A 16041-nucleotide genomic window follows, 5' to 3' on the forward strand; every position below is an offset into this window, starting at 1 on the left:
TTTTCCTTAATATCATTTTAATTTTCAACATCTTACTTCTTTTTTCTGCGTTTTTAAATCAGTAACTATCTAGGGTTCTCTCGTTTATTATTTGGAATGTTTCTAAACTCAGTACGACATTTGTACTCCGTTGAACGATTCTAAATAAGCGTATGCGTAACCTTTCCACTCTGCTCCTGCTCACTAGCGTTGCCTTGCCGGCCCTCGGCCAGGCGCAGGCCCCGGCCGAACCCACTGCTGCCAGCCGCCACCAGCGCGGGGGCACCATTCGGGGCGTTATTCGCACCAGCGATGGCAACCCGGCCGCTTTTGTGAGCGTGGGCATTCCGAAGTCGGGCAAGGGCGCTAACACGGCCGAAGATGGCTCGTTCGCTATTACGGGCGTGGAGCCGGGCACCCACGAGCTGCAAGTGTCGTTTGTGGGCTTGCAGCCGCAGCGCCAGACCGTGACGGTGGCGGCGGGCCAGACTACCAAAGCCGACTTTGCCCTTAGCGAAAGCACGGCCCAGCTCAACGAAGTAGTGGTGACGGGCGGCACGGCCGTTGTCAACCGGCCGGCCTCAGCCAGCAAGGCCGACCTCGCGCCCCTCGACCAGCCCCAAAGCATTGGCGTAGTGACGAGCACGGTCATTGCCGACCAGCAGATAAACCGCCTCGGCGATGCCCTGCGCAACGTGAGCGGCGTGTCCTTGACGCAGCAGCGCGGCGGCGTGGCCGAAACGTTTTCGGCCCGCGGCTCCAGCATCGGCGTGGCCGGCTCGGGCGGCAGCATCTTCAAAAACGGCTTGCTTTCTAATACCCAGGGCTTTCCCGATGCCAGTACTCTGGAGTCGGTGGAGGTGCTGAAAGGCGCGGCGGCGCTACTCTACGGCAACGTGTCGGGCGGCCTCATTATCAACACCGTAACCAAGAAGCCGCGCTACAACTGGGGCGGCTCGGTGGAGATGCGGGCAGGCAGCAACAGCTTCTACAAGCCGATTGTGGACGTGTACGGGCCGCTGACCAAAAACCTGGCCTTTCGGGTGGTAGGCACCTACGAAAACGCCAAGAGCTACCGCGACGTGGTGCAGTCGAAGCGCTTTTTCGTGAACCCTTCGCTGCAATACAAATTTGGCGAGAACACCGACCTGCTGGTGCAGGGCGACTACCTGCGCTCCGACATCACGCCCGATGCGGGGGTGGGCATCATCAACCAAAACGTGGATGCCCGCCTGCCAGACGGCATTTCGCGCGGCAACTTCATCAACGCGAAGTGGGCGTATAACGTGACCGACCAGGCCAGCGCCTCGGCCGTGCTCAACCACCGCTTCTCCGACCAGTGGCGCTTCAACGCCATTGCCGGCCTCATGGATACCCGCGTGCACGGCCTGGGCGTGGCCGTGCCCAACGGCAACATTGCCGCCAACGGCGACTGGGGCCGCAGCCTGAGCGGCGTGCAAACGGCTGAGCGTGACTACAATGGCCAGCTTAACCTGAACGGCAAGTTTGAAACCGGCCCCCTCACCCACCAGCTGCTGGTGGGCGCCGACGCCCTGCGCATCGTCACCAACAACGCTTCGGGCTACGCCTACTATGGGCAGGACGGCCGGCCCGTAACATCGCGGACCACCAACGGCATCAGCTACAACTACGACCTCATCAACATCAGCGACCGCACCAAGTACGCGGAGCGCACCGATGGTATGCTCTACAACGTGACGGGCTACACCGTGGCGCCCTCGTACCGCTTCGGTGGCTACGTGCAGGACCTGATTACCGTGCTACCCATGCTGAAGGTGCTGGGCGGCGTGCGCTACTCGTACCAGAACGTGCTGCAAACCAGCCTCACCAACACCCTCACCGGCGTGCAAACCGCCGGACCCGCGGCCGACAAGTCGGACCGGGCGTGGTCGCCAAAGGGGGCGCTAATTTTCCAGCCGCTGCCCACGCTTTCGTTCTACACCAGCTACGCCAATAACTTCATTACCAACGCCGGCCTGGTCGATAACAACCTGCAGCCGCTGCGGCCTTCCTACGTGAACCAGTACGAAGCCGGCGTGAAAACGGAGCTGTTTGGCAGCCGCCTGTTTGCCAATGCCGCCGTGTACCGCTACCGCAACAGCAACCTGGCCCAAACTACCTTCACGCTGGCTGACGGCACCGCCACCACCCTCACCACCGTGCGTGAGCTGAGCGGCGAAACCACCAGCGACGGCGTGGACCTCGACGTCAGCGGCAGTATCTCGAAGGACTTTTACTTCAACGTGGGTTACGCCTACAACTTCGCCCGCTTCACCCGCACCACGGGCGTAGTAGGCACCCAAATTGAGGGCGAGCGCCTCACCAACAACCCGGCCAACACGGCCAACGGCTCCGTTTTCTACACCTTCAGCCAGCCCGGCCTGCGGGGTATAAAAGTGGGGGCGTCGGCCTTCTACACGGGCCAGCGCCTGGGCGGCAACAACAACGCCGTGCTCGACCCTATCACCCTGCAGCCCACCCTGGCCAACGGCTCGGCCAACCCCCGCTACGTGCCCTACTACAGCCGCACGATTTCGCTCGCCGGCTACACCACGGTTGACCTGTCGGTGGGCTACACCTACAGCCACTACTCCATCCTGGCCAAGGTTTCGAACATCGGCAACACGCTCAGCTACCTGGTGCACGACCGGTACAGCATCAACCCCATTGCCCCGCGCCAGTTCATGACCACGGTCGCCTACCGGTTTTAATATAGGTTGATTAGTTGAAAAGCCCCCCGCTGCCAGTGCGTAGCGGGAGGCTTTTAATTTTTATTTATATAGATTGAAATAGAACGTCATGCTGAGCTTGCCGAAGCATCTCTACCACGCCAGTAGGTTAGTAATCCTCCCGGCGTGGTAGAGATGCTTCGACAAGCTCAGCATGACGTTCTGTTTATTTCGCATTAATTTACAAATCAATTACTTACCTACCCCCAGCACCTCCCACCCAAGCTTCAAAATAAACGCGCTCACCACCCCCAGAAACAGCACCCGCACGAAGCCCGTACCGCGCCGCAGCGCCAGCCGGGCCCCCAGCGACGAGCCCAGCACGTTGCACACCGCCATGGGCAGGGCCACGCGGTAGAGCACCTGCCCGGTCGAGACGAAGTAGGCCAGCCCGGCGATGTTAGTAGCAATATTGACCACTTTGGCCGAGGCCGAGGCCGCCAGAAAGTCGTACCCAAAGAGCCCCACGAACGCAAACAGCAGCAAGCTGCCCGTGCCCGGCCCGAAAAAGCCGTCGTAAAACCCGATGGCCGCCCCCAGCGCCACGCCCGTCCATAGCTCGCGGCTGCCCGCCAGGCGCGGCGCGTGCAGGCTGCCAAAGTCCTTGCGCCAGAAGGTGTAGGCGGCCATCAGCACCAGCAGGGCCAGTACCAGCGGCTTCACCAGCTCCTTGTTGAGGCCGCTCACGGCACGCGCGCCCAGCAGCGCAAAGCAGCCCGCCACCACCGCCGCCACGGCCACCGTGCGCCACCGGATGGGCACGCCGTTGAGGCCCTTTAAGTAGCGCTGGGCACTGGCCAGCGTGCCGGCCAGGCTAGCTACTTTGCCGGTGCCCAGCACCGTGGGCACCGGCACCTCGGGCAGCAGCAGCAGCAACGCGGGCAGCTGAATGAGGCCGCCGCCGCCCACCATGCCATCGATAAACCCCGCCAAGAAAGCGAAAAAACACAGCAGCGGCAATACGGCAATAGTCGGCATAATGCCCGCAAAAGTACGCGGCACTCCATTGGGCCGCATCCTTCACCAATAAGTCATTGCAAAGTTAATTTTCCAGGTAGTACCTTGATAATCAGACTTTCGGAATTAGCACCCTGCCTTTACTGAACTTACCTTTTACATGAAAAACTTCGCTACTTTCGCAGTGGCCGGGCTGGCTTGCCTGGCGGCGGGCGCGGCCCAGGCCCAAACGGCCCCGGTGCTGGGCACCTACCAGGTGGGCGCTACCACCGTCACGGCCTCGGCCCTCGCCACGGGCCTGCACGTGCCGTGGGAGCTGGTGTGGGGCCCCGACAACTTCATTTGGATGACCGAGCGCAACGGCCGCCTCAGCCGCGTGAACCCCACCACCGGGCAGGTGCTGCCGCTACTCACCATCGGCGAGGTAACCGAAACCGGCGAAAGCGGCCTGCTGGGCCTAGCCCTGCACCCCGACCTGCTCACCACCGCGCCCTACGTGTACGTGGTGTACAACTACACCGCGAGCGGCGCGCTCAAGGAAAAGCTGGTGCGCCTCACGTATTCGGCCAGCGCGGGCACGCTGAGCAGCCCGCTCGTGCTGCTCGATAACATCACGTCGGTGCCCACGCACAACGGCTCGCGGCTGCTCATCCTGCCCGACCGCACGCTGCTAATGACCACCGGCGACGCCCAAAACCAGCCCGAAGCCCAAAGTACTACTTCGCTCAACGGCAAAATCCTGCGCCTGAACCTGGATGGTACCGCCGCCGCCGACAACCCCACGCCCGGCAGCCGCCTCTACACCTTTGGCCACCGCAACCCGCAGGGCCTGGTGCGCGCCCCCTCGGGCAAAATCTACAGCTCAGAGCACGGCGCCAACAACGACGACGAAATCAACCTCATCGAGCCCGGCCGCAATTACGGCTGGCCCACCGTGGAGGGCTTCTGCAACCTAGCCGCCGAGCAAACCTTTTGCACCGCCAACAACGTGCGCGAGCCGCTAACTGCTTACACGCCCACCATTGCCCCGGCTGGTATCACCTACTACAACCACCCCGCCGTGCCCGGCTGGAACAACTCGCTGCTACTTGCCAGCCTCAAGGCCGGCACCTTCCGGCAGCTCCAGCTCAGCGCCGACGGCACTCAGCTAACCACCCAAACCGACCTGTGGGCCGGCACCTACGGCCGCCTGCGCAGCGTGTGCGTGTCGCCCCAGGGCCGCGTGTACGTCGGCACCAGCAACCAGGATGGCCGCGGCGCCCCCGCCGCCACCGACGACCGTATCATCGTGCTCGAAAACCGCGCCTACGTGCTGGCGGCCGCCACTCCTAGCGCCGCCCCGGCCTTCACCATTGCGCCCAACCCAGCCGCCGCCCGCGCCACATTGCGCCGCCCCACTACTAGCACTACCGCCGCCGTGCGCGTGCTCGACGCCCTGGGTCGCCCGGTGCGCCAGTCCGCTTTTGCCGCCGGCCAGGCCGATTTGGAACTGTCGCTCAGCGGCTTAGCTAGCGGTGTGTACGTGGTGGAGCTGGCCGCGCCGGCGGCGCCGCCCAGCCGCTCGCGGCTGGTGGTGCAGTAGGGTTAGTGGCCCATGAGGTCACGCGTAGTATCGCCCTCCCCAGCCGACCCCACCCCCAGCCCCTCCCCTTCGGGAGAGGGGAGCCTAACGATTTTTGGCCGCGCCACCGTGGCTCCCCTCTCCCGAAGGGGAGGGGCTGGGGGTGGGGTCGGCTGGGGAGGGCGACTACCTGCACTGGAATAAAAGAGCATGTCATAAAAGGTATGACGTGCTTTTTTATTCCAGTCTTTTATCTACTACCTAAAATGGCGGCTCCTCCCCAAAGCTATTGCTTTTGGGGAATGGCACCGCCGCGGGCGCATCGTTCATGCGGCTACCCAAGCGAATGGTATTCGGCGCGAAGCCGCCGCCCGGCGCGGGCCCGCCGGGGGGCTCCGCGTCGAAGTTGCTGGTCGGAAACGAGTTGGGCGAGTACGAAGCCGCCGCGTCGCCAAAGCCGCCGTCGCCGGCTCCGTCGAACCCATCAAGGTCGGCAAACTTGGTGAAGCGGCCGATGAACTTGAGCTGCACCGTTTCGAGCGAGCCGTTGCGGTGCTTGGCAATGATAACCTCACCCATGCCCTGAGTCGGGTTACCCATCTCGTCCTCGGTAATCTTGTAGTATTCAGGGCGATACAGGAAGATAACCATGTCGGCATCCTGCTCAATAGAGCCTGATTCACGAAGGTCACTGAGCTGCGGCTTCTTGTCGCCACCCCGCGTTTCCACCGAGCGTGACAACTGCGACAGGGCAATAACCGGGATGTTCAACTCCTTGGCAATGCCCTTGAGCGCCCGCGAAATACTAGCAATTTCCTGCTCGCGGTTGCCGCCCGGCCGGCCGGCCTCGCCCCCGCTCATCAACTGCAAGTAATCGACGATAACCAGCTGAATATCGTGCTGCGCCTTGAGGCGGCGGCACTTGGCCCGCAGCTCCCGGATACTGAGCGCGGGCGTGTCGTCAATAAAAATGGGGGCCGACGAGAGCGCCGAAATCTTGTGGTTGAGCTGCGCCCACTCGTAGTCGGCCAGATTGCCCTTCTTGATTTTCTCCGAGTCCAGCTCCGCCTCGGCCGAAATCAGACGATTTACGAGTTGTAGCGACGACATTTCCAGCGAGAAAATGGCGACTGCTTTCTTGAAATCCACGGCCGCGTTGCGCATTGCCGACACTACAAAGGCAGTTTTTCCCATGCCCGGCCGAGCCGCAATAATCACTAAGTCAGAGGGTTGCCAGCCGCTCGTCACGCGGTCGAGGGCCGAGAAGCCGGTGGGCACGCCGGTGAGGCCGTCCTTCTGGTGCTTCTTTTCTTCGAGTTCCTTGATGGCCTTCACCATCAGGTCCTGCATCGAATCGACGCCCTTGCGCATGTTGTCTTCCGACACCTGGAACACGTTTTTCTCCGTCGAGTCGAGCAGCTCAAACGCGTCGGTGGTGTCTTCGTAGGCGTCGCGCAGAATGTCGTGGGCCGTGCTGATGAGCTCGCGCTTCACGGCCGCTTCCAGAATTTTGCGGGCGTGCGACTCGATGTGGGCAGCCGAGTTGATGTGCATGGTGAGGCCAGCCACGTAGCCCACGCCGCCGGCCAGCTCCAGCTCGCCCAGCTCGCGCAGCTGCTGCACCACGGTGAGCTGGTCAATGGGCTCCTGCTTGTCAAACAACGTGCTGATGGCCTTATAGATACGCTGGTGCTTATCGGCGTAGAAGCTGTGCACTTTCAGGATATCGACCACCGTAGTAAGGGCGTCCTTTTCCAGCATAAGCGCGCCTAGCACGGCGGCTTCCATTTCGAGGCGTTGGGGGGGCAGCTTGCCAGTGGGCGACATGGGCAACTGCCGCGCGCCGCGCCCACCCTGGAAGGTGGCCGCAGCGCGAGCGGCTGATTGCTTGACGCGGTCGTCCGAGCGGTCGTTCATGAGGGAGGGGGTGAGCGGGGGCAAAAGGCAGGTAGGAGAGCGAAGGCCACCCAGCCGCAAAGTGGCCGGGCCGGGAAGGGCCTGGACTAACAAAGCTAACTTAAAAGTGCCCGAAAAGAATGCCACTGGCCGCCGCTACCCGCGGGGTTATGGCTGGGGCCGACCGGGACCGCAGCCGTACTTTCGCGCCCTGCAAACGGCTGGCAACACGGGGTTTAGCCCCCGGTTTTCGGCCGGGGCGCGGCGGGTAGCCTAGGGCGTGAGCTAGCAGATTACACACAGCAACTACTTAATAATCAGAAATTTGGAAACTATTCACCTCATCGCCGTGGGCGGCAGTATCATGCACAACCTGGCGCTGGCCCTGCACCAGCGCGGCACCCAGGTCACGGGCTCCGACGACGAGATTTTTGAGCCGGCCCGCACCCGGCTGGCCGCCGCCGGCATTTTACCTACCGAAGAGGGCTGGTTTGCCGAGAAGGTGCACGCCGGGCTCTCGGCCGTGATTGTGGGCATGCACGCCCGGGCCGACAACCCCGAGCTGCTGCGTGCCCAGGAACTGGGCCTGAAAGTGTATTCCTTCCCCGAGTACATCTACGAGGCCAGCAAGGACAAGCAACGGGTCGTGATTGGCGGCTCGCACGGCAAAACGAGCATCACGGCGCTGATTCTGCACGTGCTGCGGTTTCACGGGCGCAAGTTTGATTACGCGGTGGGCGCGCAGCTGGCGGGCTTCGACCTGATGGTACAACTCACGGACGATGCGCCGATTATCATTATCGAGGGCGACGAGTATCTGTCCTCCCCCATCGACCGACGGCCCAAGTTTCACCTCTACCAGCACCACATCGGCGTGATTTCGGGCATCAGCTGGGACCACATCAACGTGTTTCCGACCGAGGAAATCTACCGCGCGCAGTTCGAGATTTTTGCCCGCCAAACGCCCAAGGCCGGCGTGCTTATCTACGACCGCGACGACGAGCAAACCCAGCTCGTGGCCGTGCCCAGCAGCCCCGACGTGACCTACGTGGGCTACGGCCCGCACGAAAACGTAATCCGCGACGGCCGCACGTTTTTAATTACCAAGAAGGACGAGGAAGTACCCATTCAGGTGTTTGGCGAGCACAACCTGCGCAATATTTCGGCGGCCAAGGAGGTCTGCAAGCAGCTGGGCATCAAGGGTAAGGACTTTTACAAGGCCGTGGCCACCTTCAAGGGCGCGGCGCGGCGCTTGGAGCTGGTGCAGCAGGGCGCTACCTCGGTGGTGTACAAAGACTTTGCCCACGCGCCCAGCAAGCTGCGCGCCACGGCCACGGCTTTCAAGCGGCAGTTTCCCCAGCGCAAGCTGGTGGCATGCCTGGAGTTGCACACATTCAGCTCGCTCAACCCGGCCTTTTTGCCACAGTATGCGCACTGCTTCGACGCGCCCGACGTGGCGGTGGTGTACTTCAACCCCCACGTGCTGGAGCACAAGCGCTTGCCCCCGCTGGCCGCCGAAGCCGTAGCCACCGCGTTTGCCCGGCCCGACCTAAAAGTGTTCACCGATAGCCGGGCGCTGGCCGAGTTTCTGCACGCCCAACAGTGGGCCGATACGAATCTGCTGCTGATGACCTCGGGCACGTTTGATGGCTTAGATTTGAGCGAGTTAGCTGCCGAAGTCACGGCCTAGCTCAAGGCGCTCGGCCAAGCGGCTTGCGTGGTGGCCAAATACTTTTCTACTTCTGCCAAGCCATGCCGCCCCACACGCTCACCCAATTCGTCAAAACCGGCCTGCTACTGCTCGCCATTGTAGCGGCGGCAGTGGTGGCGGCGGCGCGCTACCGCCACCTGCCGCCCAACCTGCGGGCGCTGGCGTGGCTCACGTGGTTTGAGCTACCGCTGGAAGTGGTGGCCACCGGCCTGGGCTGGCTGCATTATAACAACTTGTTTATCATGCCCTTCTACACGGTGGGCGAACTGTGGCTGCTCAGTCTGGTGTATGGCCGCACGGTGCAGGCCACCACGCTTAGCCGGGCCATGCCGTGGCTGGTGGCGGCCTTTGCAACTTACGTGCTGGTTGATAACGTACTAGCGCCCGACCTGACGTGGTTTAAGCCCGTGCAGCAGGTCACGCAAAGCCTGCTGATACTGAGCATGGTGGGGCTTTATTTTCGTGAGCTGCTGCACGAGCTGCGCGTGCCACACCTGGAGCGGGAGCCCCTGTTTTGGGTGTCGGTGGGGCTGGCGCTGTATTTTTTGGGCTACATCCTCATTGCCCTCTTCAGCAACTACATGCTGCAACACTACTCCCTGCAATTCAACAAGAATATCTGGAGCATTCACTTCGTGCTGAGCCTGGTGCTGCATAGCTCCTACGCGTGGGCGCTGCGCTTGCAGCCCGCCAGGGCCACCGCGGGCCAGCCGGCCGCGTGGGTTTCGCGCACCGGCGACTACTTTAAGCGCTTGGTTGAACGGATTTCGGCGCGCTCAGCACCTAAAAATTTCTGAAAAAAAGCCCGCTATTCAACGGGCTTTTTTACGGACTTAGGGCGGCCGCTGTCGTTGGCGAGCAGCACGGCCAAGGCGGTGAGGGTTAGGCGCAGGGCCCACTTGGCGGCGCGGCTCATTTGGTGGGTTTGAGGGTGGGCACGTCGGGCAGGGCGGTGGCAAATACCTCGTTGGCGGGCAGGATTTTCATGGTGCAGCTGCTGCCGCCCGAGTTATCGTCGCAGGTGGTACCGATGATGTGGCCATCCTCAAAATCGAAGTAGCAGCTGGGGCAGCCCACGCCCGAAATAACGTAGCGACTGGCGCTGGGCGTGAGGTAGTAGGTGCTGTCGTCGGTGGCGCGCAGGGGCAGCGCAATAGCCCGGTAGCTGCCGTTGTTGTGGCCCAGGCCGATGAGGTAATACACGGGGCTAACCGCGTCGCTACCAGGCGCTTTGCGCACCTGAATGCGGTCGATAACGGTGCCGTCGTGAAACTGCCGGATGAGGGCCGCCGCCATCACCGACTGCGCCAGCTTGTACTTCACCGTACCGTTGCCATCGAGATGCATTACCTGGTGGCTGGCCGCCGAGCCCGACAGCGCCGCACCGGGTACATCGCTCATGCGCTGGGCGCGGTTGGCCGGGTTGCTGTCTTCCTTCGTGCGGATGGTTTCGCACGAGCTGAGCAGCAGCAAGCCGCTAAGCACGCCCAGCAAAAGCAAGCCAAATAAGCGAGGCAATGTACGCATAGTATTGATTAGTAGTTAATTATCAAATAAGCGAACTAGAAATGGAGCGTCGTAATTTTTTCTTTCCTCGCAGCCTGGCTAAATACGTTGCTGACGAGCAGAAGGATTACCGCGCTCCACTTGGCACAGAATGGGCGGCGGGGCTAGCGCGGCTTGTAGTACTTGAGGGCCTCTGGCAGCTGCGCCTGAATATCGGCAATGCGGGTGGCGTCGGCGGGGTGGTCGGACAGAAATTCGGGGGTATTGCTCTGGCTTTGGGCGGCCATGCGCTCCCAGAACGGCACGGCACCGCTGGGGTTGTAGCCCGCCATGGCCATAAAAATCAGGCCTAGATGGTCGGCCTCGCTTTCCTGGCGGCGGCTGAATTTGAGCAGGCCCACCTGCGTGCCCATGCCCACGGCCTGCTGAAACAGGTTTTTAGTGGCGGTCGGGTTTTGCGAGAGCGCCGTAGACAGCGCCGCGCCGCCCACCTGGGCCGCCAGCTGGTCGCTCATGCGCTCGGCCCCGTGCTTGGCCACGGCGTGCGAAATTTCGTGGGCCATTACCACGGCCAGGCCGGTTTCGTCCTTGGTAAGGGGCAAGATGCCCGAGTACACGGCCACCTTGCCGCCGGGCATGCACCAGGCGTTCACCGTTTTGGGGTCGTCGATGAGGTTAAATTCCCACTGGTAGCCCTCTAGCTGTGCCGACTGGCCCTGCTGCTTGAAATACAGCTCCACGGCCTGCGAAATGCGCTGGCCCACGCGCCGCACCTCGGCCACCTCGGCGGCATTGGTCGAGAGCTTGGCTTCGCCCAGGGTTTGCTTGTACTGGGTGATAGCCAGCGTGTTCATCTCGCTATCCGACACCAGGCTGAGTTGGCGGCGGCCCGTGATGGGCACCGTGGTGCAGCCGGCGGCGAGCAGGCAGCTGGCCAGGACGATTTTTTTAAACATGAGAAAGTAGTAGTAAGGGTTGGAGGTAGAGTAGGATAAGCCAGCTGGCGAGTAGCCAAAAGCAAGCCATTCTGGGCACTGGCCGGCAGGGGCTATACGCAACCGGGCGGGGGGAATGTTTACTTTGTGGAGGCAGGGGCCGCGCCGCGGGCCAGCCGCCGGCCCCGCCCCTGCCCTCCTCCCCCGTTTTTAGCTATCCCCGTCCACATGAAAATTATCTGCATCGGCCGCAACTACGCCGACCACATTGCCGAGCTGCAAAACGAAACGCCCAGCGCCCCCGTCATTTTTCTGAAGCCCGAAACCGCGCTGGTGCAGCGCGGCCAGCCGTTTTTCGTGCCTGATTTCTCCAAAGACGTGCACCACGAGCTGGAGTTGGTGCTGCGCATCTGTAAAAACGGCCGCCACGTGGAGGAGCAGTTTGCCCATACCTATTTCGACGCCATTGGCCTGGGCATCGACTTCACGGCCCGCGACCTGCAAAGCGAGCTCAAGAAAAAAGGCCTGCCCTGGGAGCTGGCCAAGGCCTTCGACGGCTCGGCCCCGGTGTCGCCCACGTTCAAGCCCGTGGCCGATTTCCCCGATTTTGCCAACATCAACTTCAAGCTGGAAGTGAACGGCGAGGTGCGCCAGCAGGGCAACTCGGGCCTCATGCTGCACCCGTTTGCCAAGATTATCGCCTTCGCATCGCAGTACTTCACCCTCAAGCAGGGCGACCTTATTTTCACGGGCACGCCCGCCGGCGTGGGCCCCGTGCAGCCCGGCGACGAGCTGATAGGCTACCTGGAGGGCGAAAAAATTCTGGCAGTACCCGTGCGCTAGCATGTGTAGCGTGGACTCTGCGAGTCCGCGCGTTGAACGACCTACGCGCGGACTCGCAGAGTCCACGCTACCTCCCAGCCCTGCTATCCAATTTACGTTATTTTGTTGATTATCAATTTAGTGCGCCGGCTATCCTTGCCGGCGCTCGGTGGCTTGCTGTTGCTGGCTACCGCCGGCCACGGCCAGGACGATGGCCAGGACGACACCACCGCCCGCCGGGCCAGCGGCCCCATCAGGCCGGCCGCGGCGGCCGGCCAGGTGGCAGTGCCACCCGGCTACTTCCTGTTTCCGATTGCGCCGGGGCAGCCGGGCTTTTTGGCGGCCAGCATGGGCGAGTTGCGGCCCAACCACTTCCACGGCGGCCTCGACATCAAGACGGGCAGCGTGGTGAACCGGCCCGTGTTCGCGGCGGCCGACGGCTACATCTCGCGCCTCAAGCAGTCGTCGTTTGGCTACGGCAACGTGCTGTATATCACCCATCCCAACGGCCTGACCACCGTGTACGGCCACCTCAACAAGTTTGAGGGGGCCGTGGGGGCCGAGCTGCTGCGCCAGCAATACGAAAAGCAGACCTACGAGCTGGAGCTGTTTTTCGACAAAGGCCAGTTTCCGGTGCGGCGCGGCGAGGAGGTGGCGCTGTCGGGCAACACCGGCGGCTCGGCCGGTCCGCACGTGCACTGGGAAGTGCGCGATGCCCAGGACCGCCAGCTGAACCCCTTGCAGTGGGGCGGCTTCGCGGAAATTCAGGACCACACCGGGCCTACGCTGCAAGCGCTGGCCGTGGAGCCGCTGGCCATTGGCTCGCGGGTGCGCGGGCGCTTCGAGCGGGCACTGCTAGTGCCCAAGTTGCAGCCCGTGCCCGGCGCGGCCACCACCTGGCCCGATACCGTGGCCTGCTTCGGGCCAGTGGGTTTGCTGTTGCAGGGCTTCGATAGGTTTGACGGGGCCTGGAACAAGAACGGCATCCAGCGCGTGACGGTGCGCGTGAATGGCCAGCCGCACTACCAGCACGTCATCGACGCGGTGCCGTTTCCGAGCGGCACCCGGCAGGTGAATAACTTCGTGGACTTTGCCTACGCCCGCACCGCTGGCCGCACCCTGCAAAAGCTGTGGGTGGATGAGGGCAACGACCTGCCCTTCTACACCCCGCCCGGCATCGGCCAGGGCAAGCTCGACGTGGAAGCCGGCAAGGTGTACAGCATTGATTTTGAGCTGGCTGACGCCTACAATAATAAGGCCACGGCTCACCTCGTGCTGAAGGGCGAAAAGCCCCTCGACTACGCTAAACTGCCCGGCGCGGCGGCCGCCCCCGCCGCCCGGCCCAAGCTCAGCTACGACATCACCCGCAACCTGCTGCGCGCCACGGCCCTCCACGCCCCCACCGACACGGCTGGGCTGCCCGCGCAGTTGCTGCTGCGGCGCGGCGGCCGCCAAATGGCGCTGCGCCCCAGCTACTCGGTGGGCGCGGCCACTACCTACCTCTATGACCTGCGCGCCGGCCTGCCCGATTCGCTGCTGCTGGGCGGCACCCGCGTGGCCTTCGACCGGCAGGTAATGATTCCGGCCAACCAGGAAACGAGCTACGCCACGCCCTACGCCAACCTGGTTTTTGGTTCGCAAACACTCTTTTCGCCCCTCTACCTCAGCACCTTGCACCGGGCCAATGCCGGCCCCACCGCTCCCGAAAGCTGGATTATCGGCACGGCGCTGGTGCCGCTCTACCTGCCCCTGCGCCTCACCCTCAAGCCCACCACCCTACCCGCCGACCGCCGCCGCACCGCCATCTACAGCGTGTCGGCCAACGGCGGCCGTGCCTACGTGGGCGGCTCCTGGAACGCCGACAGCACCCAGCTCTCGGCCAACCTCAAGCAGTTTGGCCAGTTCCGCCTCTACACCGATACCAAAGCGCCCGAGGGCCGGCTGCTGGGCCGCGCTGGGGGGCAGCTCACCTTCCGGGTGGGCGACGACATGTCGGGGCTGGCCTCGTATAAATTGCTCATCGGCGGACGCTTTCGGCTGCTGCGCTACGAGTACAAGAATGCCACGCTCTTCACCGTGGCCGGCGATACGCTAGGGCCCGCCCTGCGCGGCCCCGCCGAGCTGCGCCTCACCGACCAGGCTGGTAATGAGCGAGTTATTCCGCTGACGTTGTAAAACCCGTTTGTCATTGCGAGCGCAACGCAGTGGAGCGTGGCAATGACCTGATTTCTAACTCATACCCCATCACCTTATGCTTCCCGAACCCGGCACCCCCGCCCCCGACTTTACCGCGCCCGACCAGCACGGCAACCCCTTTACCCTGAGTAGCTTGCGCGGCAAGCGCGTGGCACTGTACTTCTACCCCAAGGACGATACGCCCGGCTGCACCGCCCAGGCCTGCAACCTGCGCGACAACGAGAGTATGCTCGCCGCTCAAGGCATTAAAGTGGTGGGGGTGAGCACCGACGATGCCGCCTCACACGGCAAGTTTGCGGCGAAATACGACCTCAATTTCCCGCTCGTGGCCGATGCCGACAAGGCCATCGTAACCGCCTACGGCGTGTGGCAGGAAAAGAAAAACTACGGCAAAACCTACTGGGGTACCGTGCGCACCACGTTTCTCATTGATGCTAATGGCCTGATTGAGAAGGTTATCAAGCGGCCTGACACCAAGGAGCACGCGGCGCAAGTGCTGAAGTAGCCATTTGAGTAAACAAAACAGAACGTCATGCTGAGCTTGCCGAAGCATCTCTACCACGCCAGTAGGTTTGTAACCCTAACGGCGTGGTAGAGATGCTTCGGCAAGCTCAGCATGACGTTCTATTTTGCGTTAATTACCCTTCATTCACCAGCAAAATCTTCCCAATGTGCGTGCTACTCACCATCAACTCCTGCGCTTTAGCGGCCTCGGCCAGCGGGAACGTTTTGTAAATCACCGGCTTGAATTGCCCACTAGCGGCCAGCGGCCACACGCGCTGCTCCACTTCAGCCGCCAGCGCGGCCTTGAAATCAGCGGAGCGCGGGCGCAGCATGCTGCCGCTCACGCGCAGGCGCTTGGTCATAATATCAAGCAGGTTGATTTCGACCTTGCTGCCCTGCATGGCGTTGATGTATTGCAGGCGGCCGTCGGGCGCGAGCAGGCGCAGGTTTTTGGCGGTGTAGTCGCCGCCCACCATGTCGAGGATAACGTCGATTTTCTCCTCTTTAAAGGCCTCCTCAAAATCCTCTTCCTTGTAGTTGACGCAGCGGGCGGCCCCAAACTTCTCGCAGTCGCGGCACTTATCGGCCGAGCCGGCAGTGGCCAGCACCCGGCTCCCCAGTGCTTTGGCTAGTTGAATGAGCGTGAGGCCGATACCGCTGCTGCCGCCGTGCACCAGCACCGTTTCGCCGGGCAGCAGGGCGGCCGTTTGAAATACGTTGGCCCACACCGTGAACACGGTTTCGGGCAGGCTCGCGGCTTCTTCGAGCGACCAGCCGGCGGGTACCGGCAGGCAGTGCCGGGCATCCACGGCCACATACTCGGCGTAGGCGCCTTCGCTCACGAGGGCGCACACGGTGTCGCCCACGCGCCAGCGCGGGGCGGCGGCCCCCACCTCCGCTACCTCGCCGGCTACTTCAAGGCCGGGTATGGTGCCGGCCACGGGCGCACCGCCGTACTTGCCCTCGCGCAGGGCAATATCGGAGCGGTTGAGGCCGGTGGCGCGCACTTTTAGCAGCACTTCGTGGGCGGCGGGCACGGGCCGGGGGCGCTCTTGCAGCTGCAATACTTCGGGGCCGCCGGGGCGGGTAATGACGATGGCTTTCATGAGGAGAAGGGATACTAAACGGTAAGTAGCTTGACTACTAACGGATTGGCTTGGCCAGCCGGAAAAGATGGGGCAGCCCGCCCCCACCCGATACGCGAACAACCCGTTCGGGTGGGCT

General features: G+C 62.7%; 12 protein-coding genes. 7 read left to right on the plus strand and 5 right to left on the minus strand.

The window, feature by feature from the left end:
* Positions 1–152: 152 nt before the first annotated feature.
* Positions 153–2711: a TonB-dependent receptor domain-containing protein gene (locus ACYVGC_RS02975; RefSeq protein WP_460582287.1), complete on the plus strand. Its 2559-nt coding sequence runs from the start codon at positions 153–155 to the stop codon at positions 2709–2711.
* A 210-nt stretch (positions 2712–2921) separates the two neighbouring features.
* On the opposite strand, the gene ACYVGC_RS02980 is transcribed toward ACYVGC_RS02975, so the two are convergent.
* On the minus strand, positions 2922–3707 hold the full coding sequence (locus tag ACYVGC_RS02980) for a sulfite exporter TauE/SafE family protein (RefSeq protein WP_460582288.1): 786 nt from the start codon (positions 3705–3707) through the stop codon (positions 2922–2924).
* A 139-nt stretch (positions 3708–3846) separates the two neighbouring features.
* Here ACYVGC_RS02980 and ACYVGC_RS02985 point away from each other — a divergent pair, with 139 nt between their 5' ends.
* Complete coding sequence (locus ACYVGC_RS02985) at positions 3847–5268, plus strand: PQQ-dependent sugar dehydrogenase (RefSeq protein ID WP_460582289.1); 1422 nt, start codon at positions 3847–3849, stop codon at positions 5266–5268.
* Positions 5269–5508: 240 nt separating this feature from the next.
* On the opposite strand, the gene dnaB is transcribed toward ACYVGC_RS02985, so the two are convergent.
* On the minus strand, positions 5509–7074 hold the full coding sequence (dnaB, locus tag ACYVGC_RS02990) for a replicative DNA helicase (RefSeq protein ID WP_460582414.1): 1566 nt from the start codon (positions 7072–7074) through the stop codon (positions 5509–5511).
* 394 nt (positions 7075–7468) lie between these two features.
* On the opposite strand from dnaB, the gene ACYVGC_RS02995 reads away from it, so the two are divergent.
* Positions 7469–8833: a UDP-N-acetylmuramate--L-alanine ligase gene (locus tag ACYVGC_RS02995; RefSeq protein WP_460582290.1), complete on the plus strand. Its 1365-nt coding sequence runs from the start codon at positions 7469–7471 to the stop codon at positions 8831–8833.
* A gap of 62 nt (positions 8834–8895) precedes the next feature.
* Complete coding sequence (locus ACYVGC_RS03000; RefSeq protein ID WP_460582291.1) at positions 8896–9651, plus strand: hypothetical protein; 756 nt, start codon at positions 8896–8898, stop codon at positions 9649–9651.
* 115 nt (positions 9652–9766) lie between these two features.
* On the opposite strand, the gene ACYVGC_RS03005 is transcribed toward ACYVGC_RS03000, so the two are convergent.
* Together ACYVGC_RS03005 and ACYVGC_RS03010 are read right to left on the minus strand one after the other, a co-directional pair.
* On the minus strand, positions 9767–10381 hold the full coding sequence (locus ACYVGC_RS03005; RefSeq protein ID WP_460582292.1) for a hypothetical protein: 615 nt from the start codon (positions 10379–10381) through the stop codon (positions 9767–9769).
* A 143-nt stretch (positions 10382–10524) separates the two neighbouring features.
* Positions 10525–11316, minus strand: a complete 792-nt coding sequence (locus tag ACYVGC_RS03010) for a M48 family metallopeptidase (RefSeq protein ID WP_460582293.1) — start codon at positions 11314–11316, stop codon at positions 10525–10527.
* Between the two features lie 195 nt (positions 11317–11511).
* Between ACYVGC_RS03010 and ACYVGC_RS03015 the strand changes: the two genes are divergently transcribed.
* From ACYVGC_RS03015 to bcp, 3 genes are all read left to right on the plus strand, one after another.
* Positions 11512–12138 (plus strand): fumarylacetoacetate hydrolase family protein, encoded by a 627-nt coding sequence (locus tag ACYVGC_RS03015; RefSeq protein WP_460582415.1) that lies wholly within the window; start codon positions 11512–11514, stop codon positions 12136–12138.
* 105 nt (positions 12139–12243) lie between these two features.
* Complete coding sequence (locus ACYVGC_RS03020) at positions 12244–14292, plus strand: M23 family metallopeptidase (RefSeq protein ID WP_460582294.1); 2049 nt, start codon at positions 12244–12246, stop codon at positions 14290–14292.
* Between the two features lie 76 nt (positions 14293–14368).
* Positions 14369–14818 (plus strand): peroxiredoxin, encoded by a 450-nt coding sequence (gene bcp, locus ACYVGC_RS03025; protein ID WP_460582295.1) that lies wholly within the window; start codon positions 14369–14371, stop codon positions 14816–14818.
* A 133-nt stretch (positions 14819–14951) separates the two neighbouring features.
* On the opposite strand, the gene ACYVGC_RS03030 is transcribed toward bcp, so the two are convergent.
* Complete coding sequence (locus tag ACYVGC_RS03030; protein WP_460582296.1) at positions 14952–15923, minus strand: NAD(P)H-quinone oxidoreductase; 972 nt, start codon at positions 15921–15923, stop codon at positions 14952–14954.
* Between the last annotated feature and the right edge of the window lie 118 nt (positions 15924–16041).

Source organism: Hymenobacter arcticus (assembly GCF_054779975.1).

Bases quoted from the DNA above. Each gene is read 5' to 3' on its own strand.
- ACYVGC_RS02975 (WP_460582287.1), top strand. From the start codon at position 153: ATGCGTAACCTTTCCACTCTGCTCCTGCTCACTAGCGTTGCCTTGCCG.
- ACYVGC_RS02980 (WP_460582288.1), bottom strand. From the start codon at position 3,707: ATGCCGACTATTGCCGTATTGCCGCTGCTGTGTTTTTTCGCTTTCTTG.
- ACYVGC_RS02985 (WP_460582289.1), top strand. From the start codon at position 3,847: ATGAAAAACTTCGCTACTTTCGCAGTGGCCGGGCTGGCTTGCCTGGCG.
- dnaB (WP_460582414.1), bottom strand. From the start codon at position 7,074: ATGTCGCCCACTGGCAAGCTGCCCCCCCAACGCCTCGAAATGGAAGCC.
- ACYVGC_RS03000 (WP_460582291.1), top strand. From the start codon at position 8,896: ATGCCGCCCCACACGCTCACCCAATTCGTCAAAACCGGCCTGCTACTG.
- ACYVGC_RS03005 (WP_460582292.1), bottom strand. From the start codon at position 10,381: ATGCGTACATTGCCTCGCTTATTTGGCTTGCTTTTGCTGGGCGTGCTT.
- ACYVGC_RS03010 (WP_460582293.1), bottom strand. From the start codon at position 11,316: ATGTTTAAAAAAATCGTCCTGGCCAGCTGCCTGCTCGCCGCCGGCTGC.
- bcp (WP_460582295.1), top strand. From the start codon at position 14,369: ATGCTTCCCGAACCCGGCACCCCCGCCCCCGACTTTACCGCGCCCGAC.
- ACYVGC_RS03030 (WP_460582296.1), bottom strand. From the start codon at position 15,923: ATGAAAGCCATCGTCATTACCCGCCCCGGCGGCCCCGAAGTATTGCAG.